This window comes from Pseudoxanthomonas kalamensis DSM 18571 (assembly GCF_010211745.1).
GTDB classification, from domain to species: Bacteria; Pseudomonadota; Gammaproteobacteria; order Xanthomonadales; family Xanthomonadaceae; genus Pseudoxanthomonas_A; species Pseudoxanthomonas_A kalamensis.
Window position 1 is genome coordinate 635,167 of sequence record NZ_PDWQ01000001.1, and the last position, 25,256, is coordinate 660,422.

General features: G+C 66.5%; 21 protein-coding genes. 13 read left to right on the forward strand and 8 right to left on the reverse strand.

All coding sequences use genetic code 11. The features are described 5' to 3' along the window. Nucleotides 1-42 precede the first annotated feature (42 nt). Entirely contained in the window at nt 43-2,799 is a 2,757-nt protein-coding gene (polA, locus tag CSC70_RS02830) for a DNA polymerase I (protein ID WP_162455106.1), read from the forward strand. A 303-nt stretch (nt 2,800-3,102) separates the two neighbouring features. On the opposite strand, the gene hemF is transcribed toward polA, so the two are convergent. The 3 genes from hemF to CSC70_RS02845 are packed head-to-tail and all read right to left on the reverse strand — an operon-like array spanning nt 3,103 to nt 7,004. Next, the gene (hemF, locus tag CSC70_RS02835; RefSeq protein ID WP_162455107.1) at nt 3,103-4,014 is read right to left on the reverse strand and encodes an oxygen-dependent coproporphyrinogen oxidase; all 912 of its coding nucleotides are present in this window, start codon (nt 4,012-4,014) and stop codon (nt 3,103-3,105) included. A 15-nt stretch (nt 4,015-4,029) separates the two neighbouring features. Next, entirely contained in the window at nt 4,030-4,623 is a 594-nt protein-coding gene (locus CSC70_RS02840) for a hypothetical protein (protein WP_162455108.1), read from the reverse strand. Then, entirely contained in the window at nt 4,620-7,004 is a 2,385-nt protein-coding gene (locus CSC70_RS02845) for a S9 family peptidase (protein WP_162455109.1), read from the reverse strand. Before CSC70_RS02845 ends, CSC70_RS02840 begins: the two co-directional genes overlap by 4 nt. A gap of 152 nt (nt 7,005-7,156) precedes the next feature. Between CSC70_RS02845 and CSC70_RS02850 the strand changes: the two genes are divergently transcribed. Both CSC70_RS02850 and CSC70_RS02855 read left to right on the forward strand, forming a co-directional pair. Further along, nucleotides 7,157-7,414, forward strand: a complete 258-nt coding sequence (locus CSC70_RS02850) for a YcgL domain-containing protein (RefSeq protein WP_162455110.1) — start codon at nt 7,157-7,159, stop codon at nt 7,412-7,414. Next, nucleotides 7,407-10,721, forward strand: coding sequence for an ankyrin repeat domain-containing protein (locus CSC70_RS02855; RefSeq protein ID WP_162455111.1), 3,315 nt, complete (start codon nt 7,407-7,409; stop codon nt 10,719-10,721). Before CSC70_RS02850 ends, CSC70_RS02855 begins: the two co-directional genes overlap by 8 nt. 1 nt (nt 10,722) lies before the next feature. Here the strand turns inward: CSC70_RS02855 and CSC70_RS02860 are convergent, their stop codons facing one another. Further along, complete coding sequence (locus CSC70_RS02860; protein ID WP_162455112.1) at nt 10,723-12,546, reverse strand: monovalent cation:proton antiporter-2 (CPA2) family protein; 1,824 nt, start codon at nt 12,544-12,546, stop codon at nt 10,723-10,725. A 210-nt stretch (nt 12,547-12,756) separates the two neighbouring features. Here CSC70_RS02860 and CSC70_RS02865 point away from each other — a divergent pair, with 210 nt between their 5' ends. Both CSC70_RS02865 and CSC70_RS02870 read left to right on the forward strand, forming a co-directional pair. Beyond that, complete coding sequence (locus CSC70_RS02865; protein ID WP_162455113.1) at nt 12,757-13,677, forward strand: hypothetical protein; 921 nt, start codon at nt 12,757-12,759, stop codon at nt 13,675-13,677. Nucleotides 13,678-13,700: 23 nt separating this feature from the next. Continuing rightward, nucleotides 13,701-14,168 (forward strand): hypothetical protein, encoded by a 468-nt coding sequence (locus CSC70_RS02870; protein WP_162455114.1) that lies wholly within the window; start codon nt 13,701-13,703, stop codon nt 14,166-14,168. Nucleotides 14,169-14,251: 83 nt separating this feature from the next. On the opposite strand, the gene rho is transcribed toward CSC70_RS02870, so the two are convergent. After that, on the reverse strand, nt 14,252-15,931 hold the full coding sequence (rho, locus tag CSC70_RS02875; protein ID WP_162455115.1) for a transcription termination factor Rho: 1,680 nt from the start codon (nt 15,929-15,931) through the stop codon (nt 14,252-14,254). Nucleotides 15,932-16,196: 265 nt separating this feature from the next. Then, complete coding sequence (trxA, locus tag CSC70_RS02880) at nt 16,197-16,529, reverse strand: thioredoxin TrxA (protein WP_162455116.1); 333 nt, start codon at nt 16,527-16,529, stop codon at nt 16,197-16,199. Nucleotides 16,530-16,797: 268 nt separating this feature from the next. Between trxA and rhlB the strand changes: the two genes are divergently transcribed. The 5 genes from rhlB (at nt 16,798) to ung (ending at nt 21,738) form a co-directional block, all read left to right on the forward strand. Further along, nucleotides 16,798-18,450 (forward strand): ATP-dependent RNA helicase RhlB, encoded by a 1,653-nt coding sequence (gene rhlB, locus CSC70_RS02885; protein ID WP_162455117.1) that lies wholly within the window; start codon nt 16,798-16,800, stop codon nt 18,448-18,450. 62 nt (nt 18,451-18,512) lie between these two features. Continuing rightward, nucleotides 18,513-19,202, forward strand: a complete 690-nt coding sequence (ftsE, locus tag CSC70_RS02890) for a cell division ATP-binding protein FtsE (RefSeq protein WP_162455118.1) — start codon at nt 18,513-18,515, stop codon at nt 19,200-19,202. Further along, a complete protein-coding gene (gene ftsX / locus CSC70_RS02895) occupies nt 19,199-20,173 on the forward strand; it encodes a permease-like cell division protein FtsX (RefSeq protein WP_162455119.1) in 975 nt (324 codons plus the stop codon). The genes ftsE and ftsX overlap by 4 nt, the downstream gene beginning before the upstream one ends. Before the next feature lie 3 nt (nt 20,174-20,176). Then, on the forward strand, nt 20,177-21,019 hold the full coding sequence (locus CSC70_RS02900) for a response regulator (RefSeq protein ID WP_162455120.1): 843 nt from the start codon (nt 20,177-20,179) through the stop codon (nt 21,017-21,019). Next, complete coding sequence (gene ung, locus CSC70_RS02905; RefSeq protein ID WP_162455121.1) at nt 21,016-21,738, forward strand: uracil-DNA glycosylase; 723 nt, start codon at nt 21,016-21,018, stop codon at nt 21,736-21,738. The genes CSC70_RS02900 and ung overlap by 4 nt, the downstream gene beginning before the upstream one ends. Before the next feature lie 39 nt (nt 21,739-21,777). Here the strand turns inward: ung and CSC70_RS02910 are convergent, their stop codons facing one another. After that, nucleotides 21,778-22,311: a DUF2059 domain-containing protein gene (locus tag CSC70_RS02910; RefSeq protein ID WP_162455122.1), complete on the reverse strand. Its 534-nt coding sequence runs from the start codon at nt 22,309-22,311 to the stop codon at nt 21,778-21,780. A 110-nt stretch (nt 22,312-22,421) separates the two neighbouring features. On the opposite strand from CSC70_RS02910, the gene arfB reads away from it, so the two are divergent. The 3 genes from arfB (at nt 22,422) to lepB (ending at nt 24,182) form a co-directional block, all read left to right on the forward strand. Next, nucleotides 22,422-22,856, forward strand: coding sequence for an alternative ribosome rescue aminoacyl-tRNA hydrolase ArfB (gene arfB / locus CSC70_RS02915; RefSeq protein WP_162455123.1), 435 nt, complete (start codon nt 22,422-22,424; stop codon nt 22,854-22,856). 61 nt (nt 22,857-22,917) lie between these two features. Beyond that, on the forward strand, nt 22,918-23,478 hold the full coding sequence (locus tag CSC70_RS02920) for a lysophospholipid acyltransferase family protein (RefSeq protein WP_162455336.1): 561 nt from the start codon (nt 22,918-22,920) through the stop codon (nt 23,476-23,478). A 77-nt stretch (nt 23,479-23,555) separates the two neighbouring features. Further along, nucleotides 23,556-24,182 (forward strand): signal peptidase I, encoded by a 627-nt coding sequence (lepB, locus tag CSC70_RS02925; RefSeq protein ID WP_162455124.1) that lies wholly within the window; start codon nt 23,556-23,558, stop codon nt 24,180-24,182. A 25-nt stretch (nt 24,183-24,207) separates the two neighbouring features. Here the strand turns inward: lepB and CSC70_RS02930 are convergent, their stop codons facing one another. Next, nucleotides 24,208-25,176, reverse strand: a complete 969-nt coding sequence (locus tag CSC70_RS02930) for a LysR family transcriptional regulator (protein WP_162455125.1) — start codon at nt 25,174-25,176, stop codon at nt 24,208-24,210. Nucleotides 25,177-25,256 lie beyond the last annotated feature (80 nt).

The window sequence follows — 25,256 nt, forward strand, 5'->3', positions numbered from 1 at the left end:
GATGAACGGTGGCGGCATCGGGCCGCGGCGTAGAATGCCCGCATGCCCAGATTCGTACTGATCGACGGTTCCAGCTACCTGTTCCGCGCCTTCCATGCATTGCCGCCGCTGACCAATGCCGACGGCGAACCGACCGGCGCGTTGTTCGGCGTGGTCAACATGCTGCGGGCGACGCTGAAGGAGAAGCCCGAGTACGCGGCCTTTGTCGTCGATGCCTCGGGGCCGACCTTCCGCGACGAACTGTATCCGCAATACAAGGCGCAGCGGCCGCCGATGCCCGACGACCTGCGCGCGCAGGTCGAGCCGATGATGGCGATCGTCGAGGCGCTCGGCTTCCCGATCCTGCGCGTGCCCGGGGTCGAGGCCGACGACGTGATCGGCACGCTGGCGGTGCAGGGCGCCGCACAGGGCGTGGACGTGACCATTTCCACCGGCGACAAGGATTTTGCCCAGCTGGTGCGGCCGCACGTGGGCCTGGTCAACACCATGACCGGCAGCCGCATGGACAGCGACGCGGCGGTGATCGACAAGTTCGGCGTGCGCGCCGACCAGATCGTCGATTTCCTCGCGCTGATGGGCGATGCGGTCGACAACGTGCCCGGGGTCGAGAAGTGCGGGCCGAAGACCGCGGCCAAGTGGCTGGGACAATACGACAGCCTGGACGGCGTCATCGCCCATGCCGACGAGATCAAGGGCAAGATCGGCGACAACCTGCGCGCGGCGCTGCCGCGGCTGCCGCTGAACCGGCAGCTGGTCACGATCAAGACCGATGTGGAACTGGAGCAGGGGCCGACCGAACTGGTCCTGCGCGACAGGCACGTCGACGATCTGCGCGCGTTGTACGCGCGTTACGGCTTCAACCAGGCGTTGAAGGAACTCGACGGCGCCGCCGCCGTGCCGGAAGCGGCGGGCAAGCCGGCGCGAACGGCCGGTTTCGTCGCCCCGCCCCGCGACAACGACGCCGCGACCGCGGTGGACCCGGCGCTGTCCGCGCCCGGCAACTACCAGACGCTGCTGACGACCGAACAGCTGCAGGGCTGGATCGATACCCTGCAATGCGCCGGCGAGTTCGCCTTCGATTGCGAAACCGACAGCCTGGACCCGATGCAGGCCAACCTGGTCGGGCTGAGCTTCTGCGCCGAACCGGGCCGTGCGGCCTACCTGCCGCTGGCGCACGATTATCCGGGCGCGCCGGCGCAGCCTGATCGCGATGCCGCGCTGGCGGCGTTGCGACCGCTGCTGTCCGACCCGCACGCGCGCAAGATCGGCCAGCACGGCAAGTACGATTTGCATGTGCTGCGCCGGCACGGCATCGAGGTGGCCGGCTATGCCGACGACACCATGCTGGAAAGCTTCGTCCTTGATTCCAGCCAGCGCCACGACATGGACAGCCTGGCCCGGCGTGTGCTCGGTTACGACACGGTCAAGTACGAGGACGTGGCCGGCAAGGGCAGCAAGCAGATCCCGTTTTCGCAGGTGGCCATCGACGATGCCACCCGCTATGCCGCCGAGGACGCCGACGTCACCCTGCGCCTGCATCGCGCGCTGTCGTCGCAACTGGACGCCGCGCCGTCGCTGCGCAAGGTCTATCGCGACATCGAGATGCCGCTGGTGCCGGTGCTGGAGCGGATCGAGGCCAACGGCGTGCTGGTCGATGCCGCCGAACTGCGTCGACAGTCGGCCGATCTGGGCAAGCGCATGCTGGCCGCGCAGCAGCAGGCGACCGAACTGGCCGGACGCACTTTCAACCTGGATTCGCCAAAGCAGCTGCAGGCGATCCTGTTCGACGAACTCGGCCTGCCGGTGTTGGTCAAGACGCCCAAGGGCCAGCCCAGCACCAACGAGGAAGCGCTGGAGGCGATCGCCGACCAGCACGAGCTGCCGCGGGTGATCCTGGAGTACCGCGGTCTGGCCAAGCTGCGCAGCACCTATACCGACAAGCTGCCGGAGATGATCAACCCGCAGACCGGGCGCGTGCACACCAGCTACCACCAGGCCGGCGCGGCGACCGGACGGCTGGCCTCCAGCGATCCCAACCTGCAGAACATCCCGATCCGCACCGACGACGGCCGCCGCATCCGCCAGGCCTTCGTCGCGCCGCCGGGACGTAAGCTGCTGGCCTGCGACTATTCGCAGATCGAACTGCGGATCATGGCCCACCTGTCGCAGGATGCCGGCCTGTTGCGCGCGTTCGCCTCCGGCGCCGACATCCACAAGGCGACCGCGGCCGAAGTGTTCGGCCGCAAGCTGGAGGACGTCACCGCCGGCGAACGCCGCGCGGCCAAAGCGATCAACTTCGGCCTGATGTACGGCATGAGCGCGTTCGGCCTGGCCCGCAATTTGGGCATCGGCCGCGGTGAGGCGCAGGACTACATCGGGCTGTACTTCAGCCGCTATCCCGGCGTGCGCGATTTCATGGAACGCACGCGCCAGCAGGCGCGCGAACAGGGTTACGTGGAAACGGTGTTCGGCCGCCGCCTGTATCTGGAATACATCCACAAGGGCACCCAGGGCCAGCGCGCCGGCGCCGAACGCGCGGCGATCAACGCGCCGATGCAGGGCACGGCTGCCGACATCATCAAGCGGGCGATGGTCGCGGTGGACGCCTGGCTGGCCCCGCATCGCGAACGCGCGCTGATGATCCTGCAGGTCCACGACGAACTGGTGTTCGAGGCGGACAGCGCATTCGTCGATGAATTGCGACAAGAAGTCACAAAATTGATGTCCGCCGCGGCGCAACTCGACGTACCGCTGGTCGTCGACAGCGGGGTCGGCGACAACTGGGAGCAGGCGCACTGAATCTCGGCTAAATCCGCGACCTTTGACAAATCCGCAAGTTGCGGGGCGCGGCTGAGACCAAAATCAGAACCGGAGAGTTTAGTAATATGAATCTTCGCTAAATTGTCCCGGTTGTTAATGACTTTCTTCACGAACTTTCAATGGGCGGCTGTGGTCTCATAGCCCGTGACAGATGCAAGGTCTGTCGCGGATCTCTCCCAATCCCCTGGAGCGATCATCCGGAACGATGGCCCCTCCCCAGGCCGCGTTCCCTGGCCCCGCCGACCCTCCCCTGGTCTGCGGGGCTTTTTTATGGGCCGGCGCTCAGGCCAGTTCCGTCAGCCAGTCGCGCGGGCGCAGGTAGTCGGCCAGTCGCGCTTCGTCGCTGCCGGCCTGCGGCGCGTAGCCGTATTCCCAGCGCACCCGCGGCGGCAGGCTCATCAGGATCGATTCGGCGCGGCCGCCGCTCTGCAGGCCGAACAGGGTGCCGCGGTCGTAGACCAGGTTGAACTCGACGTAGCGACCGCGACGGTACAGCTGGAACTCGCGTTCGCGTTCGCCGTGGGGCGTGTCCTTGCGGCGCTCGACGATCGGCAGGTAGGCGTCGAGGAAACCGTCGCCGACCGCGCGCAGGTAGGCGAAGTCGCGTTCGAAGTCCCCGTGCAGGTCGTCGAAGAACAGTCCGCCGACGCCGCGGGTTTCGTTGCGATGCTTGAGGAAGAAATAGTCGTCGCACCAGCGCTTGTGCGCGTCGTAGCGTTGCTGGCCGCCGAACGGTTCGCACAGTTCGCGGGCGACGCGGTGCCAGTGCAGCACGTCCTCGTCGAACGGATAGAACGGGGTCAGGTCGAAACCGCCGCCGAACCACCAGGCCACGGTTTCGCCGTCGCGTTCGGCGCGGAAATGGCGCACGTTGGCATGGGTGGTCGGCACGCAGGGATTGCGCGGATGGAATACCAGCGACACCCCGACCGCGCGCCACGAGGCGCCGGCCAGCTCCGGCCGCTGCGCCGACGCCGACGGCGGCAAGCGGTTGCCGGAGACATCGGAGAAGCCGATCCCGGCCTGCTCGAACACCGCGCCCTCGCGCAGCACGCGGGTGCGTCCGCCGCCGCCTTCTTCGCGGCTCCAGTTGTCCTCGCGGAAGCACGCGCCGCCATCGGCTGCCTCGATGGCGGCGCAGATGCGGTCCTGCAGGTCGGTGAGGTAGGCGCGGACGGAATCGAAATCGTTCATGTTGCGGGCCGGAAATCAGTTCGGGCGGGAGGAAAACTCGGCGCGGATCGCCGGCGTGCACAGCTTCCAGACCAGCCAGGCGTGCAGGACGACGAAGACCAGGACCACCAGCGCGCTCATCCACATGACGATGGACAGGAAGCCTTCCAGCTCCGCCGGCACGGCTTGTCCGGGCGAGAGCATGCCGGCCTGCATGGTCAGCATGCCTTCGACCAGCTTCGGCATCAGCCAGACCCAGCTCAGCTGGTACAGCGTGCCCAGCACCAGCAAGGCGATGAAGGCCTTGCGTCCCCATTCGCGCCGTTTCAGCAGCGCCCACGACACCCACAGCAGCAACGACGACACGGCCAGGGAGACCAGGCCGATCATCAGGTTGTGTTCGTAGAACCAGCGCAGGGTCGCCGGCAGTTCCATCGCGCCGCTCGGATCCATCATCCGCGCGTAGAAGTCCGCGGGCAGGAACAGGCCGCTGACGGTCTGCGACACGCCCGACACCAGACCGAGCAGGGCGGCGGCGATGGCGAACCAGGCCAGCACGGTGACGAAACCGCTGCCGGTCGCCGCGGGCCTGGGTGCCGATTGCGGCAACGGCGGCGGTGCGGCGCTCACTTCAGGTTGTCCTCGAACAGCTTCAGCACCCGCTTGTACTCGTCCAGCCAGGAATCGGCGCGCATGAAGCCGTGCCGCTCCAGCGGATACGAAGCCAGTTCCCAGTTGTCCTTGTGCAGTTCGATCAACTTCTGTGTCAGCACCACCGAGTCGCGGTAGAACACGTTGTTGTCCATCATGCCGTGGGCGATCAGCAGGTGGTCCTGCAGGCCGTCGGCGTATTCGATCGGCGAAGAGGTCTTGTAGGCCTCCGGGTCCAGTTCGGGCGTGTTGAGGATGTTGCTGGTATAGCCGTGGTTGTACTGGGTCCAGTCCACCACCGGGCGCAGCGCGGCACCGGCCTTGAAGCTGCCGGGCGAACGGAACAGCGCCATGAAGGTCATGAAGCCGCCGTAGCTGCCGCCGTAGATGCCGGCACGGTCGCGGTCGCCCTGCTTGTGCTCGGCCAGCCAGTCCAGCCCGTCCAGGTAGTCCTCCAGCTCCGGGTGGCCCATGTTGCGGTAGATCGCCGTGCGCCAGTCGCGGCCGTAGCCGGCGCTGCCGCGGTAGTCCAGGTCGAGCACGATGTAGCCCTTCTGCACCAGCAGGTTGTGGAACATCTGCTCGCGGAAATAGTTGGGGTAACGCCGATGCACGTTCTGCAGGTAACCGGCGCCATGCACGAACATCACGATCGGGTAGCGCTTGCCGGATTCCATCTGCGCCGGGCCGTAGTACTTGCCGGCGATGCTGCCGGCGCCATGCTTCGACGGCACCTGCACGAACTCCGGCTCGATCCATTGCCGCGCCTTGAACGCCGGCGTGCGGGTATCGGTCAATTGATGCGCCGGGCCGCCGTCCAGCGGCACCACCGACAGCTGGGTTGGAAGGTAGCTGCGCGAATGCGCGACCAGCAGGCGGGTGCCGTCGGGCGACAGTTCGAAGCCTTCCACGCCACCATCCAGCGCGGTGATTTCCTCGACATTGCCGCCGTCGGCGCCGACCCGGCAGACCTCGTAGCGGCCCGGCGAGGCGCGGTTGCACAGGAACAGGAAAGCGCTGCCGTCGGCGCTCAGTTGCGGCGACGAGGCCTCCCACTTGCCGGCCGTCAACGCGCGTGGCTTGCCGCTGCCGGACTGCAGGTACAGCTGCGACCAGCCGGATTCCTCGGACAGCAGCCACAGCGTGCGGCCGTCGGGCATCCAGCCGAAACTGTTGAAGTCCCAGTTGATCCAGCCCGGATCGTGCAGGCGGTGGCGCGGCTGCAGCTTGCCGGCCGCCAGGTCCACGCTGGCGATCCAGCGGTCCTTGTTGTCGATCGCGCGGATCAGCACGGCTGCGCTGTCGCCATCGGCGCTCCAGTGGATGGCCGGGCCGCTGCGGTCGTCGTCGGTCTCGATGCGTACCGGGCGGTTGCCCTTCAGCGGATCTTTTCCGGCCTGCTTGCGCAGCGCGGCCAGTGGGTCGTTGCCGATGCCGGGCAGCGGGTCGAGCGCCAATTCGCGCAGGCTGCCCTGCTGCAGGTCGGCCAGCCACAGCCGTTGCGCCGTCGGCGGATTGCGGCCGACCCGGGTACGCACGTTCTCGAATTCCTCGTAACCCGATTCGGTGACGTAGACCGGCATCTTGCCGGCCTGGCCCTTGTCGGCTTTCTTCGGTTGCGTCACTACCAGCAGCCAGCGACCGTCGGGCGACAGCGAGCTGCCGTCAATCTCGACGTCCTCGCCCAGATAGACCGGTGCCGGCGCGCGGCTGGGGTCGGCCAGGCGTCGGGCGTCCAGCTGCTCGCGCGCGGCTTCGCGCCGCGCGCGGTCGCGGGCCAGCGTTTCCACCGTGCGCAGCTGCTGCTCGCGCAGCGCATCCGCGGTTGGTTCGGCATCGGGACTCTTCTGCGCTTTCGGCACGGCGGCCTGGCGGATGCCGTCGGTGGGGCTCCAGCGGTACCAGGCCTGCCCGGATCGCCAGATCAGGCCGCCGTCACGACCGAATTGCGGCTGCGATTCGGGTTCCTCGCTGCGGGTCAGCTGGGTCAGCGCGCCGCTGCGCAGGTCGCGGACGAAGATGTCGCCGTTGCGGACGAAGGCCATGCGCTGACGTTGCCGGTCGTAGACCGGGTCGGCGGCATCCAGGCCGGCGCGTGCGGCATCGGCGATCGCGGTGGGCGCGGACGTCGGCGCGGCGTCGATGGCCTGTTCGAAGGTGTCGCGGATCAGGCTGCCGTCACGTTGCAGCTCGTATTGCACGTGCCGGCTGTCCCAGCCCCACCAGGCGCGCTGCACCGGCGAGCCGATCCAGTCCGGATCGGCCATGACCTGTTCGATGGTCAGCGGTGCGTCCTGCGCATGGATCGCAGGCGGGAACAACAGGCCAATCAGCAGCAGCGGCAGTAACGGGCGGCGCATGGGGATTCCCGGTGTAGAAGTGCGAGCAGGGTACCAGCGCCGTGTCCATGCGGGCACGCACAATGACGTTCGCGCACCGGTACTCATCGGGCGCAGTTCCCCATTCAGGGGTTTTCCCGCACAATTTCCCCCGATTCCGCCGCACCAGCGACATGCAAGCCTACGTCTACAAAAGCCGGCACAAGGCAGATACCTATGTATATCTGGCGGTTCGCGACGATTTCGCCGTGCTTCCCGATCCCTTGCGCACGCAGCTGGGGTCGCTGGACTTCGTGCTGGAAACCGCGCTGACGCCGGAGCGCCGGCTGGCGCGCGAGAATGCGGCGGTCGTGCGGCAGAACCTCGGCGCACGCGGTTTCCATATCCAGTTCCCGCCGCGCCTGTTGCCAGGGGAACCACCGCATGGCTGATGCGTCGCCGCAGGGACGTGGCATCGCCGTGCTGACGCTGGTGGCCGGCGTGGCGCTGGCCGCCGCGGCCGCGATCAACGACTGGGCCGCGATGATCGGTGTCTGGCTGGCGCAACCGGCGCTGGCGCTGGCGGTGTCGTGGCTGCGCGGAACGCGACCGCAGCGGCGTCTGGCGGACGCAGGTCCGTTGCTGCTGCTGTGGGGCGCTGGGCTCGCGGGATCGGCCCTGCTGCTGGTCTGGCCGATGTCGGCCCGGACCGGAAACTTGAGTCTGGGCGTGGTGCTGGCGCTGAGCGCGATGGCAGGCCTGGCGGTGATCGCGCTGTGGCGGTCGTGGCCGCTGTGGCATGCGATGGAGCGGGAAGGCGGTTCGCTGTCGGCGCACTGGCGCGCGCTGGGCCAGCGCGACCTGCATGCCTGGCGCGGACTGGGTGCTGCGCTGTGGCTGGCCCTGATCGTGGCCGGCGCCCTGCTGCTGGCCTGGCCCGGGGTGTTGGCGCCGCCGCTGCGCGGGTGGGTGGCCGGCCTCTACGCGCTGGCGCTGCCGCTGCTGCATCTGGGCTTGCAGCGGATTCCGGCTGCCGATGCCTTGCCGATCGTCGAGATGAAACCGGCCGTGCGCAAGGCCGAAGCACCGCCACCTACCACGGAAGCGAACGCGTCTGCCGCAAGCGAGGACATCGATCTGCAGGCGGCGCTGTTCGAAGCCGCCCGTGGCGGCCGGGTCGAACGCGCGCTGGAGCTGCTCGAAGCCGGCGCCGATCCGCATGCCTTGCCGCCCGCTTCCGCCCGCGACCAGCGTAGCCTGGGCGTGCTGGCGGCGGTGCTGCCCGACCTGCGCCTGTTGCGTGCGCTGATCGCCCGTGGCGTCGATCTCAATCTGGCCCATGCCAGCGTGACCCCGTTGCTGGCGGCCACCCGCGACAGCTGGCATGGCCGCCCCGACGCGGTCACCACCCTGCTGGCCAACGGCGCCGATCCGCGCGCCGCCGACAGCGAAGGCAACACGCCGCTGCACCATGCCGCCCGCAGTTCCGACCCCGGCGTGGCCGCGCTGCTGCGCGATGCGGCGGCCGAAGTCGATGCGCTCAACCACGAAGGCCTGACTCCGCTCGGGGTGGCCTGCATGGTCGGCAACTGGCGGCTGGCGAAATTCCTGCTGGAGCGCGGCGCTTCGCCGCAGCCGGCGGACGGGCGCCCGGTGCTGCTGGCGGCCGCGGCCACCGAGGAAGACGACCCGGCCGGCGTGCAATTGCTGCTCAAGCACAAGGCCCGCGCCGATGCCCGCGATGCCGCTGGCCGCAGCGCCCTGCACGAAGCGGCCTGGGCCGGGCACGTGGACATCATCGACACCCTGCTGGCGGCTGGCGCGGACGTGCAGGGCTGCGACGCGGCCGGTCGCACGCCGTGGCTGGAGGCCGCGCGCGGCAACCGCGCCGCCGCCGCCGAAGCCCTGGTCAAGGCCGGTGCCCGTGCCGACGATATCGACACGAACGGTCGCAATGCGCTGATGCTGGCCTGTGCCGGCGAATCCGAGACCGGCGTGGTCGCGCCGGCGCTGGTGCGCTACCTGCTGGAACACGGCGTCGATCCGGACCAGGCCGACCGCGAGGGTCGCCGTGCCGTCGACGTGGCCGCCGAAGCGGGGCGCTGGACGATCGTTTCGGCGCTGGATCCCGACTATCCGCTGCCGGCGGCGGTCGCCGACGATGAAGCTTCGCAAGCGCCGGCCGACCGCGCGCCGATCGCCTTGCTGCGCGAGGCGCTGGAGGCCGGCCGCGACGAAGAACTGCCGCGCTGGGCCGCGCTGTGTTCGCGCGAAGAACTGGGCCAGCTGCTGCACGAAACCGGGATCGCGATTTCGCCGGCGCGACTCGAACGCGTGCTGGCGCTGGGCGCCGATGCCGAATCGCGCGATGCTCATGGCGATGGCCTGGCGTTCGCCCTGATGGTGCAGGGCCTGCCGGCGTTGCCGGCCTTGCGGCGATTGCTGCAGCGGGGCGCCAGCCCGGCCGGCGCCGGGGGATTGTCGCGCTGGCTGGCGACGCTGGCCCACCGGGGCGAAGGCGGCGTGGAGGCGGAAACGCTGGCGCTGGAGATGCTGGAACGCGGCGCCGATCCGTTCGCGAAATCGGCGGCGGGCGATCCGCCGCTGTCGCTGTCGGTACGTCTGGGAATGGAGCGGCTGCTCGAGCGCGTGCTCGACATCGGCGTCAACCGCGAGGCGCGCGACAGTCGCGGCATGACCGCGCTGCACCTGGCCGTGGCGCTGGGCAATGCGGACCTGGTCCGGCGGCTGATCCTGCGCGGCGCTTCGCCCGAGGCGCGCGCTGCCGATGGACAGACCCCGCTCGGAGTGGCGTTGTCCAGCGGCCGTCGCGACCTGGCCGACTGGCTGGACTGGCGTGGCTGGGCGTTGCCGAAGCGCGCCCTGCGCGCCGCCGATCTGCCGGCGGCGGCAATGAGCGGCGACGTCGATGCGGTGCGCCGGTTGCTGGAACTGGGCTTCGCGGTCGATGCGGTCGATGCGCAGGGCTGTACGGCATTGCTGCGCGCGGCCGGCGGCGGCCACCGCGCGATCGTCGACTTCCTGCTCGCGCGCGGCGCCGATTCGCAGCATGCGGCCAACACCGGCGCCACCCCGTTGTCGGCCGCGGTCAGCATGCATCAGCTCGAAATCGTCGACATCCTGCTGACCGCCGGTGCGCAGATCGAACATCGCCTGCCCAACGGTGTGACCGTGCTGATGCTGGCCGCCGCGCTCGGATTTCCGGACGTGGCCGCGCGCCTGCTCAACGCCGGCGCCGATCCGCACGCCAGCGACGTGCAGGGACTGACCCCGCTGCATTGCGCGGCGATGTTCGGTTTCCTCGCCCGCGACCGGGCGCGGCTGGTCGCGCTGTTCGATACCTTGCTGCTGGCCGGCTCCGAACCCGAGCGCGTCGCCGCCGGCGCGGTGACGCCGTTGCTGCTGCTGCTCGGCGCGCGCGCCGAGCCGGGCACCGCCTGTCACGAGGAAGTGTTGATGGCGGCGCTGGAGCGCCTGCTCGACGAAGGCGTGTCGCTAGATGCGCAGGACCCGCGCGGTTTCGGTTCGCTGCATCTGGCGGCGCTGCACGGCCTGCCACAGGTGGCCGCGCGCCTGCTGCGCGCTGGCGCCGATCCCGACCTGCGCGATGCGCTGAACCGCAGTCCGCGCGAAATCGCGGTGATGCGCGGCTTCGTCGACATCGCCGGACTGTTCGCCCCGGCCAGCCTGGCCTCGGGAGCGTCGATGGCCCGCTTTCTGCGCGAACCCAAGGTCTGATTCAGGTTGCGGAACGCGGGTCCTGCGCCGGTGCGTCGTCGCCCTCGCCGGCTTCGTCGGCATCGGCTTCGAACAGCTTTTCCAGATCACCCAGCGCATTGCGCGCGGTCTGCACCACGGCGGCTTCGTCGTCGTAGACCAGATGCTGCGCGCGCAGCAGCTTCTCGTCGTGTTCGCGGAAGCGACGCACCTGCTGGCGGGCGGCGAACGGCGTGCGGCCCAGCGCGATCAGCGCCTGTTCGGCCATTTCCAGGCTGGAGCCGAGCAGTTCGCGGAACACTTCCGCGTTCATGTCCATCAGTCGCCAGGCATGCTGGCGGTTGCGCGCGCGCGCAAGCACCCGCGCTTGCGGGAACATGCGCCGGATCAGCCGGGTCACCCGCAGGTTGGTGTCGGTGTCGTCGGTGGCGACGATGAACAGCTTGACGTGCATGGCACCGGCCGCGCGCAGCAGGTCCGGGCGCGCCGGGTCGCCGTAATAGATGCGGATATTGCCGAAGCGGCGCAGGCTGTCGACCGTTTCCGGACTGTGTTCCAGCGCCACGAACGGGATCCGTTGCGAGGTCAGCACGCGGGCGACGATCTGGCCGAAGCGGCCCATGCCGGCGATCAGCACCTGCGGATGCTGGTCGGGAATCTCGTCGAAGTCGCGCCGTGGCGGTTCTGGCTTGCGCCACTGCGACAGCAGGCGGTCCATGCCGATCAGCAGCAGCGGGGTCAGCGCCATCGACACGCCGACGATGGCGACCAGGCGGTCGTGGGTGGGGCCATCGATCAGTTCGACCTTGAGCGCTTCGCTGAACACCACGAAGGCGAATTCACCGCCCAGCCACAGCACGCCGCCCAGCAGCAACGCGCTGCGCCACGGCAGGCGGCCCGGTCCGATCCCGATCAGGTACAGGATCGGCAGCTTGATCGCCAGCAGCGCCAACACGCCGAAGCTGATGATATGCGGCTCCGCGGCGACCCGGTCCAGGTCGATGTCCATGCCGACGGCGATGAAGAACAGCCCCAGCAGCAGACCCTTGAACGGCTCGATTTGCGATTCCAGCTCGTGGCGGAATTCCGAATCGGACAGCAGCACACCGGCAAGGAACGCGCCCAAGCCGGCGCTCAGGCCCGCCAGCTGCATGAACCAGGCAATGCCCAGCACTACCAGCAAGGCGGTGGCGGTGAAGACTTCCGGCAGGCGGGTGCGGGCGATGGTGCGGAACAGTTGGCGCAACACTGGTCGGCCGGCGATGACGACAATGGCGACGGCGCCGAGCGCCTTGAACACCATCGCCGCGGTCAGGGTCTCGTTCTTGGCCCCGCCCAGCAGCGGGATGGCGGCCAGCAGCGGGATGGCGACCAGGTCCTGGAACAGCAGGATGCCGAAGCCGCTGCGGCCGTGGTCGGTGGCGATCTCGCCGCGCTCGGACAACAGCTGCAGGCTGACCGCGGTCGAGGACAGCGCCAGCCCCAGGCCGATCACCAGTGCCGCCTTCCAGTGCATGTTGCCGAAGAACAGGAACAGACCGCCCAGCAGCAGCGAGGTCAGCCCGACCTGCAGCCCGCCCAGGCCGAACACGGTGCGGCGCATGACCCGCAGCCGCGAGGGCGACAGTTCCAGGCCGATCACGAACAGCATCATCACCACGCCGATTTCGGCCGCGCTGAGGATGCGGTCGGCGTCCTGCACCAGTCCCAGCCCGTCCGGTCCCAGCGCCACCCCGGCGACGAGGTAGGCCAGCACCGCGCCCAGGCCGAAGCGTTTGAACACCGGCACCGCGATCACCGCAGCCAGCAGGAATACCAGTGCCAGTTCCAGACCACTACCGTGCATGCGCACCTCCTGCGGGCATTATGCGGCTTGTCACCGCGGGGGACGTCACCGCAGTTGAAACGCAGCAGACCCTGCGTTAGCTTAATGCTAAGCCAATCGTTGGAAGTGGATAAAATGATTGCTGAAAGCAGCAGAAAAGGGTAAGTCCAGCTCTGATTAGGACGTAATGCTTTGGGGGGGGTATCGTTAGACTCACGGAAGGGGAGAATTATGAATGTCAATAAGAGAATAAGCGTAATACATATATTCCTATTGGCGACTGCCTTGATTCTTTTGTCATTTGTAATTTTTGCCTATTTTGAAAATGGAAAGCCAGAGTATCTTAATAAAGATGGATTAGATGGGGAGAGGGGTGAAAATTCAAGCCTCAACCCAATCCATATAGATAAGGTCGATCATTCTCTTGAGTTTAGAGTAAAAACCAATGACCGGGAGTTAAATTTGCTTGATGAAATGAAGAGGTTATCCTCTTCAGAGCATCGAGATGACCCAAGATCACAATGGAAAATTTCTAAGATAATTGACTATTGTCGCGCCTATGTTTCAAACCCCGCAGGATTTTCCTCGGATACAGATAAGCTTATTGAGACTGCTCGTCAAGATTATGTGTCATCGCTAAAGTTGGCGAGAGATCGAGTCGCTGGTAGATGTAGAGAATTAAGTGAGAATTACCCTGCTGAGGATTTTACTTACTTGTCTTCTATGGTGCTGAAGACTAGAGCCGCAAAACAAGGGGATTTAGCAGCACAAGCGTCATTGCTTTCAAGCCAAGCCCCAATATCTACGGACAGTCAATATATAAAAAATCTAATTGACGACGTCATTAATTCGAAAGACCCGGATGCATATCTGGAATTATCTGACGCAATGGGGTTTCAGTCTGTAGGAAAACCAGAGGCGTATGGAAAATTTTCTGGCGGAGAGGAATATACCTATGCGTGGCAACTGGCGGCATGTAGACTTGGATTGGATTGCAGTAAAACTGGGGATTTGATGACAAAGTACTGCGTCAATGGCGGTATATGCATGCCGTATTCTAATTTCGAAGAGATGTTATTTAGAGGGTTGCTTCCAGAGGCAGAGAGAAAGAACGTAAATAGAATTTCCGCAGACATTATAAATAACAATTAACACAAGAGGATGCTTGTGAAAATATGATTAAGCTCTCAAGGAAATATATATTTATCTTTGTGTTTATGTGTTCTACGGCTGTTGCTGCGACGCTTGTATTTGATGCGTCTTCTGCAATGTATAGAAATTTAGCAAATGTTGACGGAACAAATATCCGTACAAATGAGTACATTCGACTGGCTGCAATAACCAACATGATTGGCGCTTATCGCAGTCTCCATGGGGCGTTCTCGTTGCCGAGAGGAACAACAATAAAAGTTGTTTGGCAAGATCGATCATCAGAACAATTTTTGACCACAAGTCAATATTCTGATGTGCAGGCAGTTATGATTCCAGGGACTCAGCAGGCCGCATCAGGTGGGGGTGGTGGGGTTGTATCTTCACCTGGTAATCCACCATTTGGAATGAATGATCCATTTGCTGGCTGTTATACGAATACTGTGAAAGCTTGCACAAGCGCAGGAGGCGGCCACAAGTTTGTGAGAGTATGACATTTTTAGAATGTCCTATGGCGTAATAACGCAAGACGCCCCGCATCGCGGGGCGTCCTGTTTCGTGCGGATGAAGCGAGGGCTCAGCGCTTCATCGAGGCAAAGAACTCGTCGTTGGACTTGGTGTTCTTCATCTTGTCGAGCATGAACTCCATCGCCGCGATCTCGTCCATCGGGTGCAGCAGCTTGCGCAGGATCCAGATCTTCTGCAGCAGTTCCGGCTCGATCAGCAGGTCCTCGCGGCGGGTGCCGGAGCGGTTGATGTCGATGGCCGGGTACACACGCTTCTCGGTGATGCGACGGTTCAGGTGCACTTCGCTGTTGCCGGTGCCCTTGAACTCTTCGTAGATCACCTCGTCCATCTTGCTGCCGGTCTCGACCAGCGCGGTGGCGATGATGGTCAGGCTGCCGCCTTCCTCGACGTTGCGCGCGGCGCCGAAGAAGCGCTTGGGCCGGTGCAGGGCGTTGGCGTCCACGCCGCCGGTCAGCACCTTGCCGGAGCTGGGCACGACGTTGTTGTAGGCGCGGGCCAGGCGGGTGATCGAGTCGAGCATGATCACCACGTCCTTCTTGTGCTCGACCAGGCGCTTGGCGCGCTCGATGACCATCTCGGCCACCTGCACGTGGCGCGCGGCCGGTTCGTCGAAGGTCGAGCTGATGACCTCGCCGCGCACGGTGCGCTGCATTTCGGTCACTTCTTCCGGACGCTCGTCGATCAGCAGCACGATCAGATGCACGTCCGGGTGGTTGGTGGTGATGGCGGTGGCGACCTGCTGCATCATGATCGTCTTGCCGGCCTTGGGCGGCGACACGATCAGCGCGCGCTGGCCCTTGCCCTGCGGCGCCATCAGGTCGAGGATGCGGCCGGCGATGTCTTCCGAGGAACCGTTGCCGCGTTCCAGCACGAAGCGCTTGCGCGGGAACAGCGGGGTCAGGTTCTCGAACAGCACCTTGCCCTTGCTGGCTTCCAGCGGTTCGCCGTTGATGGTGTCGATGGTGGCCAGGGCGAAGTAGCGCTCGCCGTCCTTCGGCCAGCGGATACGGCCTGCCAGGTGATCGCCGGTGCGCAGGTTGAAGCGGCGGATCTGGCTGGGCGAGATGTAGACGTCGTCCGGGCCGGCCAGGTAGCTGGCCTCGGCCGCGCGCAGGAAGCCGAAGCCGTCCGGCAGGATTTCCAGCACGCCGTCGGCGGCCACGCCTTCGCCGTGGCGGGTCAGTACCTTGAGCAGGGCGAAGATCACGTCCTGCTTGCGCGCGCGGGCCACGCCTTCGCTGATGCTCAGCTGTTCGGCGATGTCCAGGAGCTTGTGCGCCGGCATCCGCTTGAGGTCGCTGAGCGAATACTGCGGGAAGCCTTCCGGCACGCTGGGCAGTGATCGCGGCACGAAGTTCTCGTTCTCGCCACCGTCCTGCGGCAGGCCGTTGTTCTGGCGGTCGCGGTTGCGGTCGCGGCGGTTGCGGAAACGGTCGCGGCGGTTGTTGTTGTTGAAGCGGTTGCCGTCGCGGGCTTCGCGCGGCTCGCCCTCCTGGCGCTGGCCATCGCCGCCCGGCTCGCTGCCGCCTTGCGCGGCTGGTGCGGACGCGGATTCGGCTGGCGGCGCACTGGCGGCCGGCGCGCTGTCGGCGGAAGGTGCCGGCGGCGGCGCGGATTCCTGGGGGGCGGAGGCGGCGGCCTCGGAAGCGGCCTTGGCAGCCTTGCTGACACGCGGCTTGCGCACGCGCTTTTCGGCGGTTTCGCCGGTTTCGGGGGTGTTATCGGACAAGTGAGTGATTCCTCGCGATGTTGGCGAGAGCCCGGCAGAACGCGGGGCTTGGAGGTGGAAAGAAGTGGATTCCCGGAAGAGACGCGGCGCGCGGTTCCAGCGCCGGATGCAATGACGTTATCACTAGTGACGCCCCGCCAGCAAGCGGGGCGGCGGCCTGGCGTTCAGCAAGTTCCGGCCCGGCGGGGCCGGTGTGCCGGGGATCGGGGCTGGGCGCGCTGCGCGCCCGGCCCGCGGGCTTCCGGCCCTGTGGCCGGAGCCGGAATCAGGCGACGATGGCCTTGTCGATCATCTGGGTCAGCTGGCCCTTGCCGACGGCGCCGACCTGGGTGGCCTGGACCTGGCCGTCCTTGAACAGCAGCAGCAGCGGGATGTTGCGCACGTGGTACTTGATGGCGGTGGCGCGATTCTCGTCCACATTCAGCTTGACCACTTTCAGCCGGCCGTCATAGGTCTCGGCCAGTTCGTCCAGCACCGGGGCGATCATCTTGCACGGACCGCACCACTCGGCCCAGAAATCCACCAGTACGGGTTCGTCCGACTGGAGCACGGCGGCGTCGAAATCGGCATCGCCGACATGGCTGACTTTCTCACTCACTTGGGGTCTCCTGGAAAGGAAATGGGCCGACCCGCGCGGCGGACGGCCCCTTTGGCGTTAAACTGTGACGTTCCGCGGCCCCGTCCAGGGGCGGCATCCGGCGGATCGGCAAGGCGGGAAATCCCGCGGGAATCGGTCCGTGGCATTGCGCAATCCGGCATGGGCGTCCAGTGTGCGACGCGCTTGTCGGCGATGCAAGCGCGTGTTCGCAACGCTGCGTGCGCCTGACACAAGGTCGCGCGTTTGGCCCTGCAAGTTGAAGTGACACATGAGCGACAAACCCTTAACCGACATTACCTTTGATTCTTTCGAGCTCCATCCGAGCCTGCTGGCGGGACTGGAAGCAGCCGGCTTCACCCGCTGCACGCCGATCCAGGCGATGACCCTGCCGGTTGCTTTGGACGGGCGCGACGTCGCCGGCCAGGCGCAGACCGGAACCGGCAAGACGCTGGCCTTCCTGGTGGCGGTGATGAACCGCCTGCTGACTCGTCCGGCACTGGCCGAACGCAAGCCCGAAGACCCGCGCGCGCTGATCCTGGCGCCGACCCGCGAACTGGCGATCCAGATCCACAAGGACGCGGTGAAGTTCGGCTCCGACCTCGGTCTGCGCTTCGCCCTGGTCTATGGCGGCGTCGACTACGACAAGCAGCGCGAGCTGCTGCAGCAAGGCGTGGACGTCATCATCGCCACCCCCGGCCGCCTGATCGACTACGTCAAGCAGCACAAGGTGGTATCGCTGCATGCCTGCGAAATGTGCGTGCTGGACGAAGCCGACCGCATGTTCGACCTCGGCTTCATCAAGGACATCCGCTTCCTGCTGCGGCGGATGCCAATCCGAACCGAACGCCAGACCCTGCTGTTCAGCGCCACCCTCAGCCACCGCGTGCTGGAGCTGGCCTACGAGCACATGAACGAGCCGCAGAAGCTGGTCGTCGAAACCGAGTCGATCACCGCCGCACGAGTACGTCAGCGGCTGTATTTCCCGGCCGACGAGGAAAAGATTCCGTTGCTGCTGGGTCTGCTGTCGCGCAGCGAGGGTGCGCGGACGATGGTGTTCGTCAACACCAAGGCCTTCGTGGAGCGGGTGGCGCGCGCGCTGGAGCGGGCCGGTTACCGGGTCGGCGTGCTGTCCGGCGACGTGCCGCAGAAGAAGCGCGAGACCCTGTTGCGCAAGTTCCAGGCCGGCCAGCTGGAACTGCTGGTCGCCACCGACGTGGCCGCGCGCGGGTTGCACATCGACGGCATCAGCCACGTCTACAACTTCGACCTGCCGTTCGATGCGGAAGACTACGTGCATCGCATCGGCCGCACCGCGCGGCTGGGCGCCGAGGGCGACGCGATCAGCTTCGCCTGCGAGCGCTATGCGATGGGCCTGCCGGACATCGAGGCCTACATCGAGCAGAAGATCCCGGTCGAACCGGTCACCAGCGAACTGCTCACCGCGCTGCCGCGTCCCGAGCGTGCGCGGCCAGCCGACGAGGATGGCGAAACCGAGAGCGTCGGCGAGATCTTCCGCGAGGCGCGCGAACAGCGGGCGGCCGACGAACAGCGCCGCGGCGGCGGTCGCGGCAAGCCGGGCGAGCGTTCCCGTCGTGGCGATGGCGAGCGCAAGCCGCGCCCACGCCGCAAGCCGCGACCGGAAGGTGAAGCGCCGGCCGACAAGGCGCCGGTCCCGGCATCGCCTGCCGCGAGCCAGACCGCTGAAGGCGAGCGCAAGCCGCGTCGTCGCCGTCGTCGCCGTCCGGCCCAGGGCGAGGCGTCATCGGCGCCGGCGCAGGTTAAGGTACCGCCCAAGGGACAGCCGCAGAATTCCGGCCAGCCGAAGGCCGTTCCGACCAAGCCGGCTGCGGTCGCGGCATCGGGGGGCGAGTCCTTCCTGACCCGCCTCGGTCGTCGGCTGAAGTCGCTGGTGGGTGGCTGAGGTCGCGGGCCCACGCGCCGCCGCGCGTTCCGCCCGGCGGCTTCCTGCTTCATAATCGACGCATGAGTGCCGTCCTGCGTTTCGAAAACGTCAGCAAGCAGTATCCCGGCGGCCATGCCGCGCTGGAGGACGTCAATTTCGAAGTGGCGCAGGGCGAGATGCTGTTCGTGACCGGCCATTCCGGCGCCGGCAAGAGCACCCTGCTGAAGTTGATCCACCTGAGCGAGCGCCCCAGCCGCGGGGCGGTGGTGTTCGGCGGCAGGAATCTGCGCCAGGTGCGCGGTCGCCGCATTCCGCTGCACCGGCGCCAGGTTGGCGTGGTCTATCAGGACCACCGCCTGCTGACCGATCGCAGCGTGGAAGAGAACGTCGGCCTGCCGCTCATCCTGCGCGGCGAACGCCGCGGCGAGATCGACAAACGCGTGCGCGAAGTGCTGGCGCGGCTGGGCCTGGGCCATCGCGGCCGAGCGTTGCCGGCGCAGTTGTCGGCCGGCGAACAGCAGCGGGTGGGTATTGCCCGTGCCATCATCGGCGAACCGGCGCTGCTGGTGGCCGACGAACCCACCGGCAACCTGGACCCGACGCTGGCGACGGAGATCATGTCGCTGTTCGCCTCCATGCCCGAGCGCGGGACCAGCGTGCTGGTGGTCAGCCACGATCTGCCGCTGATCAAGCGGATGCGCAAGCGCGTGCTGGTGCTGGATCACGGACGGCTGATGGACGACATCTCCCCCGCGGACCTGGCCGAATGAACGCAGCGACGGCGACGGAAAACCAAACGGATCGCCGCAACGCGCGCGCGGATGCTTCGCGTTCGCGGCTGGGGGTGTGGCTGGACCAGCATCTGTTCGCCTTCGTTTCCAGCCTCGGGCGCGCCGTCCGCCGGCCGTGGGCGACCCTGCTGACGGTGGGGGTGATGGCGATCGCGCTGGCTCTGCCGCTGGGCTTGGCGCTGGCGCTGGCCAACCTGCAGCACTTCACCGGCAGCGTGCAGGAATCGCGGCGGATCGACCTGTTCCTGAAGGCGGATATCGGCATCGACCGCGCCCGTGCGTTGGTGGAGGAATTGCGAGCGCGCGGCGACGTGGCGTCGGTCGAACTGCGCACGCCGGAGCAAGGGCTGGCCGAATTCCGCGAGGCCAGCGGACTGGGCGAGGCGCTGGATGCGCTGGACGGCAATCCGCTGCCCAGCCGTCTGCTGGTGGTGCCGGCGCAGGACGACGCGCAACTCGCGGCGGCCTTGCAGAACCTGCCCGAGGCCGACCTGGTGCAGCACGATGCGGTATGGCGGCAGCGGTTGCAGGGTTGGTTGCGCTTCGGTGCGCGCCTGACCTGGGTGCTGGCCGCCGTGTTCGGTCTCGGCGCCTTGCTGGTGGTCGGCAATACGGTGCGGCTGGATATCCAGTCGCGGCGCGAGGAAATCGGCGTGCTGCAACTGCTCGGTGCCAGTGACGCCTTCATCCGCCGCCCCTTCGTCTATCTGGGCGCTTGGTACGGACTGGCGGCGGGCGCGCTCGCGCTGGGCCTGGTTGCGGCGGCCGGTTACGCCCTGCGCGGACCGCTGGCCGCGCTGGCCGACAGCTATGGCAGCCATTTCAGCCTTGGCGGAATGGATCCGTTGCGGGCCGGCGCGATCCTGTTGGCGGCCACGATCATCGGCTGGCTGGGGGCGTGGCTGGTGACCGGCCACTTCCTGCGGCAGACGCGGCCGGTCGGGACCTGAGTCATGTCCACCAACGAACTGCGCCACCTGATCAGCGAACGTCCCCGGGTCATGGTCGTGGACGGGTCCAAGCTGGTGCGCAAGCTGATCGCCGACGTGCTGGAGCGCGAGCTGCCCGGCGTCGAGGTGGTCGGCTGCGCCAGCGTGGCCGAAGCCACCAAGGCCCTGGCCGAGGGCGAAGTGCATCTGGTGACCACCGCGCTGACCCTGCGCGACGGCGACGGCATGGAGGTGGCCAAGCGGGTCCGCGAGACCGCCGGTCAGGCTTACGTGCCGGTGATCGTGGTGTCCGGCGACGCGCAGCAGCATCTGGAAGAGCGCCGTTTCACCGAATACGTCACCGACTATTTCGACAAGGCGCTGGGGCACGAGGCGCTGGCCGCGTTTATCCGTGGCTATGTCCAGCCCGAACCGGTGGACGACGCCACCGTGCTGTACGTCGAGGACAGCAAGGTGGTGGCCGAGGCGACCAAGCGCATGCTGCTGCGGCACAACCTGCGCGTGGTGCATGTGCTGAAGGCGGAGGATGCCTTCGCCCTGCTCACTGCCGAATCGCTGGGTCTGTCCACCCACCGTTTCGATCTGGTGCTGACCGACGTGACGCTGAAAGGCGAGTTGAGCGGGGTGGATGTGGTGCAGCGCATCCGGGTCGATTTCGCCTACGGTAAGCGCCGCCTGCCGATCCTGGTGATGACTGGTGACAGTAATCGCGACAATCAGGCCGAACTGCTGCATGCCGGCGCCAACGATCTGGTGATCAAGCCGATCGAGGAACGCCTGCTGGTCACCAAAATCCTGTTCCAGCTGCGTCTGGCGCGGATGGGCGGGGACCGCGACGGGGCATGAGTGGGGCGGACGACAGCGCGGGCGGGCGGATCCAGCTGGAGCCTTCGTGGAAGTCGCGCATCGGCGATTACCTCTTGCAGCCGCAGATGCGCGAGTTGTCCGCCTTCCTGCGCCAGCGCAAGGCCGCGGGGGTACGCGTTTTCCCGCCGGGGCCGCAGATCTTCGCCGCCTTCGACGCCACCCCGTTCGATGCGGTCAAGGTGGTGATCCTGGGACAGGATCCGTACCACGGTTACGGCCAGGCGCACGGGCTGTGCTTTTCGGTATTGCCGGGGGTGCCGGTGCCGCCTTCGCTGGTCAACATCTACAAGGAAATCCACAGCGACCTGGGTATTGCGCCACCGGATCATGGTTGCCTGCTGCCGTGGGCCAGGCAGGGCGCGCTGCTGCTGAACGCAGTGCTGACGGTGGAGGAAGGCCGTGCCGGCTCGCACCAGGGCAAGGGCTGGGAGGGCTTCACCGACCACGCCATCGAGGTGTTGGCGGCCGAGCGAGAGCATCTGGTGTTCCTGCTGTGGGGTAGCTATGCGCAGGCCAAGGGCAAGGTCATCGACAGCCGCCGCCATCGCGTGCTGCGGGCGCCGCATCCTTCGCCGTTGTCGGCGCACCGCGGGTTCTTCGGGTGCGGGCACTTTTCTGCGGCCAACCGTTATCTGTCCGAACACGGGCAGACGCCAATCGACTGGCGGTTGCCGCCCGCGGCGGAGCTGTCGCTGTAATCCTGGGTAGCCGGAGAGCCGGATCGATCGATCCGATCGCTATTTGGTCTTCTTCACCGGGGTGTCGGTCGATGCGTCGGTCTTGTCGTCGGACAGCTGCTTCAGTTCGTCGTCCAGTTCCTGCAGCATCGGCGTGATCGACTGCTGCACTGCGGACATCAGGTTCTGCATCAGTGCCGGAGTCTTGTCCAGCAGGTTCCGCCCGGCCCGGCTCTCGTAGAACTTGGTGATGGCGCGCACGTCCTGGCTGCTGAAGGTCTGCTTGTACACCTCCATGTAGACCGGGCGCATGCGCTCCCACTCCAGCGCCTTGTGCACCACTTCGCTGGTCTTGGTCTGGATGCGGTCCAGTTCGGCCTGCTGCGTCTCGCTCAACTCCTTCCCTGCAGTGAGCTGGGCGAACTGCTGGCGTTGCATGTCCTCGATCTGCGGCAGGATGGCTTTGAGCATGTCTTCCGAGCGCGAGGCCTTCAGCAGGCGGTCGATCTCGGCATCGCTCGGCGGGGTGGCCAGCGCCGAAGCGGTGGCGAACAGGCAGGACAGCAGCAGCAGACGCAGCAAGGAATGGAGCATGCGGCAGGGTTTCCGGAATGTGAGCCGGCAGCATCTTGCCGAGCCGCAGGTAAATGCGCGGTTAAGGCCGGCGCATCGCACCTGTCACGGGCTATGCCTACAATGCCGACATGGGGAGCGGAGTGCTGCAGATCACGCCCACGCTGGCGATACCGGACGACGAACTGGTCGAGCGTTTCGTGCGCGCCAGCGGCGCGGGGGGACAGAACGTCAACAAGGTGTCCACGGCGGTGGAATTGCGCTTCGACGTGGCCGCTTCGCCTTCGCTGCCGGAGCCGCTGCGCGCGCGTCTGCTGTCGCGCCGCGATCGCCGCCTGACCGACGACGGCGTGCTGGTGATCGACGCGCAGCGCTTCCGCACCCAGGACCGCAACCGGCAGGATGCGCGCGAGCGGCTGGCGGCTTTCGTGGCCGCTAGCTTGTCGGTGCCCAAGCCGCGCATCGCCACCCGTCCATCGCGGGCGGCCAAGGCGCGGCGGCTGGATGCCAAGCGCGAACGCAGCCAGATCAAGCGCGGTCGGTCGCGCGATATCGCCTGGGAGTGACGGCTTGAACCCATCCGAACCGCATCCGCACGCCGACCTGCTGCCGGTCATTCCGGATGGCATGCCCAAGGTCAGGCCGAACCGCTTCACCCGCTGGCTGGGGCGCACATTCCTGCGCGCGGGCGGTTGGCGGGTGGTCGGCACCTTGCCGGATATTCCCAAGCTGGTGCTGATCGTGGCCCCGCATTCGTCCAACTGGGACGGCATCTGGGGCATGGCGGCCAAGATCGCGCTCGGGTTCCGCGTGCGCGTGCTGGGCAAGGCGCAACTGTTCTGGTGGCCGCTGGGACCGCTGCTGCGCAAGCTGGGCGCGGTGCCGGTCGACCGCAGTTCGCCGCAGGGTACGGTCGAGCAGGCGGTGCAGCTGATCCGCGACTCCGACCGCATGTGGTTCGCGCTGACGCCGGAAGGCACCCGCAAGCGGGTGGAGAAGTGGAAAAGTGGCTTCTGGAAGATCGCCAAGGCCGCCGACGTGCCGATCCTGATGGCATACTTCCACTACCCGGACAAGATCATCGGCATCGGTGAGGTATTCCATCCGGGCGACGACATGGACGCGGACATGCGCGCGATCCGCGAGTGGTACCGGCCGTGGGTCGGCAAGAACCGCGGCACATACTGACGCATGACTTCCGGATGATGGCGAGGCCCGGACTTGGGGCTAGATTGCCTGCGTCACCCATCCGAGCGGGGCTTGCCATGCACGAGACGACTGCAATGCCGCGCCATCGGCGGCGGCTGGCATGGTTGCGCAGGGAATTGCTGCCGATCGCGGTGATGCTGCTGTTGCTGGGCGCGGCACGCTCGTCGTTCGCCAACCATTACATCGTTCCCAGCGGTTCGATGCAGGACACGCTGATGCCCGGTGATCGGGTGGTGGTGAACATGAGCGCGTATGGCGTGCGCTTGCCTTTTACCGGCGTCGAACTGCTCGACCGTGCGCATCCGCGCGCCGGCGACGTGGCCGTGTTCGACTCGCCGGCGGACGGCACCCGGCTGATCAAGCGGATCGTGGCCGCGGGCGGGGATCGCATCGAGGTGCGCGACGGCCATGTACGGCTCAATGGCCGCGAGCTGCGGCTTGGCCCGCACGACGATGTCGAACGCTTCGGCGGGCATCTGGCCCGGATCAACCTGGATGCCGGTGGCGGCCCCGACGTGCCCGCCCTCACCGTGCCCGAAGGCATGCTGCTGGTGATGGGCGACCATCGCGGCAACAGCTTCGATGGCCGCTATTTCGGCCTGGTCCGGGCCGACGACGTGTACGGCAAGGCGGTGGCGGTGTATTTCCGCCGCGGCGAGGGTTTTGTCTGGCAGCGACTGTGAGCCAGCGTACCAACGCAGCGGTGGATCAGCGTTCCGAATGCCCGGTGTCGTCGTAGCCGCGCGGCGCGAACAGGTCCGGACGGATCAGCTCGACGAAGGCGCGCGCCTGCGGTGACAGGAACTTGCCCTTGCGCACCACCACGCCGTAGCTGCGCGAGGGGAAATAGGCGCTGAGCGGGCGCACGGCCAAGCGTTTGTGATCGGCCTCGCCGAGGCAGATCGCGGTGACGATGGAGATGCCCATTCCCATCGCCACGTACTGCTTGATCACTTCCCAGCCGCCGACTTCCAGCGCCACCGTGTACGGTACGCGGTTCTTCTGGAACACCAGATCGACCAGGCGATAGGTGATCTGCCGCTTCGGCGGCAGGATCAGCGGGTACGGCGACAGGTCTTCCAGCACCAGTTCCGGCTTGGCGGCCAGCGGATGGCCGCGCGGCGCGATCAGGAACGGCTCGAACGTGTAGACCGGTTCGTAGCTGAGGTCGCTGGGCACGTCCAGCATCGACCCCACCGCCAGGTCGACCGCATCCGAGCGCAGCAGGTCGGTGCCGTCGGCGCTGATCGCCGGGTGCAGGGTCAGGTGCACGTCCGGATGGCGGCTGCGGAATTCCTCGACGATCTTCGGCAGCAGGTAGAGGATGGTGGAACTGTTGGCGGCGATGTTCAGCTCGCCGGGATTCAGGCCGCTGACTCGGTCGCGGAACTCGGCCGCCAGCCCGTCCAGGCTTTCGACCAGCGGCTGGGCCATGTCGTACAGGATCTGCCCCTGTGCAGTCGGGGTGATCCGGCGGCCGCTACGTTCGAACAGGCCCACCCCCAGCTCGCGTTCCAGCGCCTGCAATTGCAGGGTGATGGCCGGCTGGCTGACGAAAAGCGCCTCGGCCGCCCGCGAAACCGAGCCCAGCCGGACCGTCTGGCAGAAGGCGCGCAGCGGCTTCAACCGGTCGGATTTGTAGGAAAAACGCGGAGTTGGCGGATTCTGTCCCGGCACCGTCTCAATTGATATTAGTTAAACTTATAAATTGCATTGCAAAATCTAAGTTGTCAAATACATGCTGCAAGCGCACATTT

Excerpts from the sequence above, each read along its gene's own strand:
- CSC70_RS02910 (WP_162455122.1), bottom strand. The coding sequence starts at position 22,311 with ATGCTCCATTCCTTGCTGCGTCTGCTGCTGCTGTCCTGCCTGTTCGCC.
- hemF (WP_162455107.1), bottom strand. The coding sequence starts at position 4,014 with ATGAACGATTTCGATTCCGTCCGCGCCTACCTCACCGACCTGCAGGAC.
- rhlB (WP_162455117.1), top strand. The coding sequence starts at position 16,798 with ATGAGCGACAAACCCTTAACCGACATTACCTTTGATTCTTTCGAGCTC.
- CSC70_RS02920 (WP_162455336.1), top strand. The coding sequence starts at position 22,918 with ATGCCCAAGGTCAGGCCGAACCGCTTCACCCGCTGGCTGGGGCGCACA.
- polA (WP_162455106.1), top strand. The coding sequence starts at position 43 with ATGCCCAGATTCGTACTGATCGACGGTTCCAGCTACCTGTTCCGCGCC.
- CSC70_RS02860 (WP_162455112.1), bottom strand. The coding sequence starts at position 12,546 with ATGCACGGTAGTGGTCTGGAACTGGCACTGGTATTCCTGCTGGCTGCG.
- CSC70_RS02900 (WP_162455120.1), top strand. The coding sequence starts at position 20,177 with ATGTCCACCAACGAACTGCGCCACCTGATCAGCGAACGTCCCCGGGTC.
- CSC70_RS02850 (WP_162455110.1), top strand. The coding sequence starts at position 7,157 with ATGCAAGCCTACGTCTACAAAAGCCGGCACAAGGCAGATACCTATGTA.
- lepB (WP_162455124.1), top strand. The coding sequence starts at position 23,556 with ATGCACGAGACGACTGCAATGCCGCGCCATCGGCGGCGGCTGGCATGG.
- CSC70_RS02845 (WP_162455109.1), bottom strand. The coding sequence starts at position 7,004 with ATGCGCCGCCCGTTACTGCCGCTGCTGCTGATTGGCCTGTTGTTCCCG.
- CSC70_RS02870 (WP_162455114.1), top strand. The coding sequence starts at position 13,701 with ATGATTAAGCTCTCAAGGAAATATATATTTATCTTTGTGTTTATGTGT.
- arfB (WP_162455123.1), top strand. The coding sequence starts at position 22,422 with ATGGGGAGCGGAGTGCTGCAGATCACGCCCACGCTGGCGATACCGGAC.
- CSC70_RS02855 (WP_162455111.1), top strand. The coding sequence starts at position 7,407 with ATGGCTGATGCGTCGCCGCAGGGACGTGGCATCGCCGTGCTGACGCTG.
- CSC70_RS02865 (WP_162455113.1), top strand. The coding sequence starts at position 12,757 with ATGAATGTCAATAAGAGAATAAGCGTAATACATATATTCCTATTGGCG.
- ftsE (WP_162455118.1), top strand. The coding sequence starts at position 18,513 with ATGAGTGCCGTCCTGCGTTTCGAAAACGTCAGCAAGCAGTATCCCGGC.
- ftsX (WP_162455119.1), top strand. The coding sequence starts at position 19,199 with ATGAACGCAGCGACGGCGACGGAAAACCAAACGGATCGCCGCAACGCG.
- ung (WP_162455121.1), top strand. The coding sequence starts at position 21,016 with ATGAGTGGGGCGGACGACAGCGCGGGCGGGCGGATCCAGCTGGAGCCT.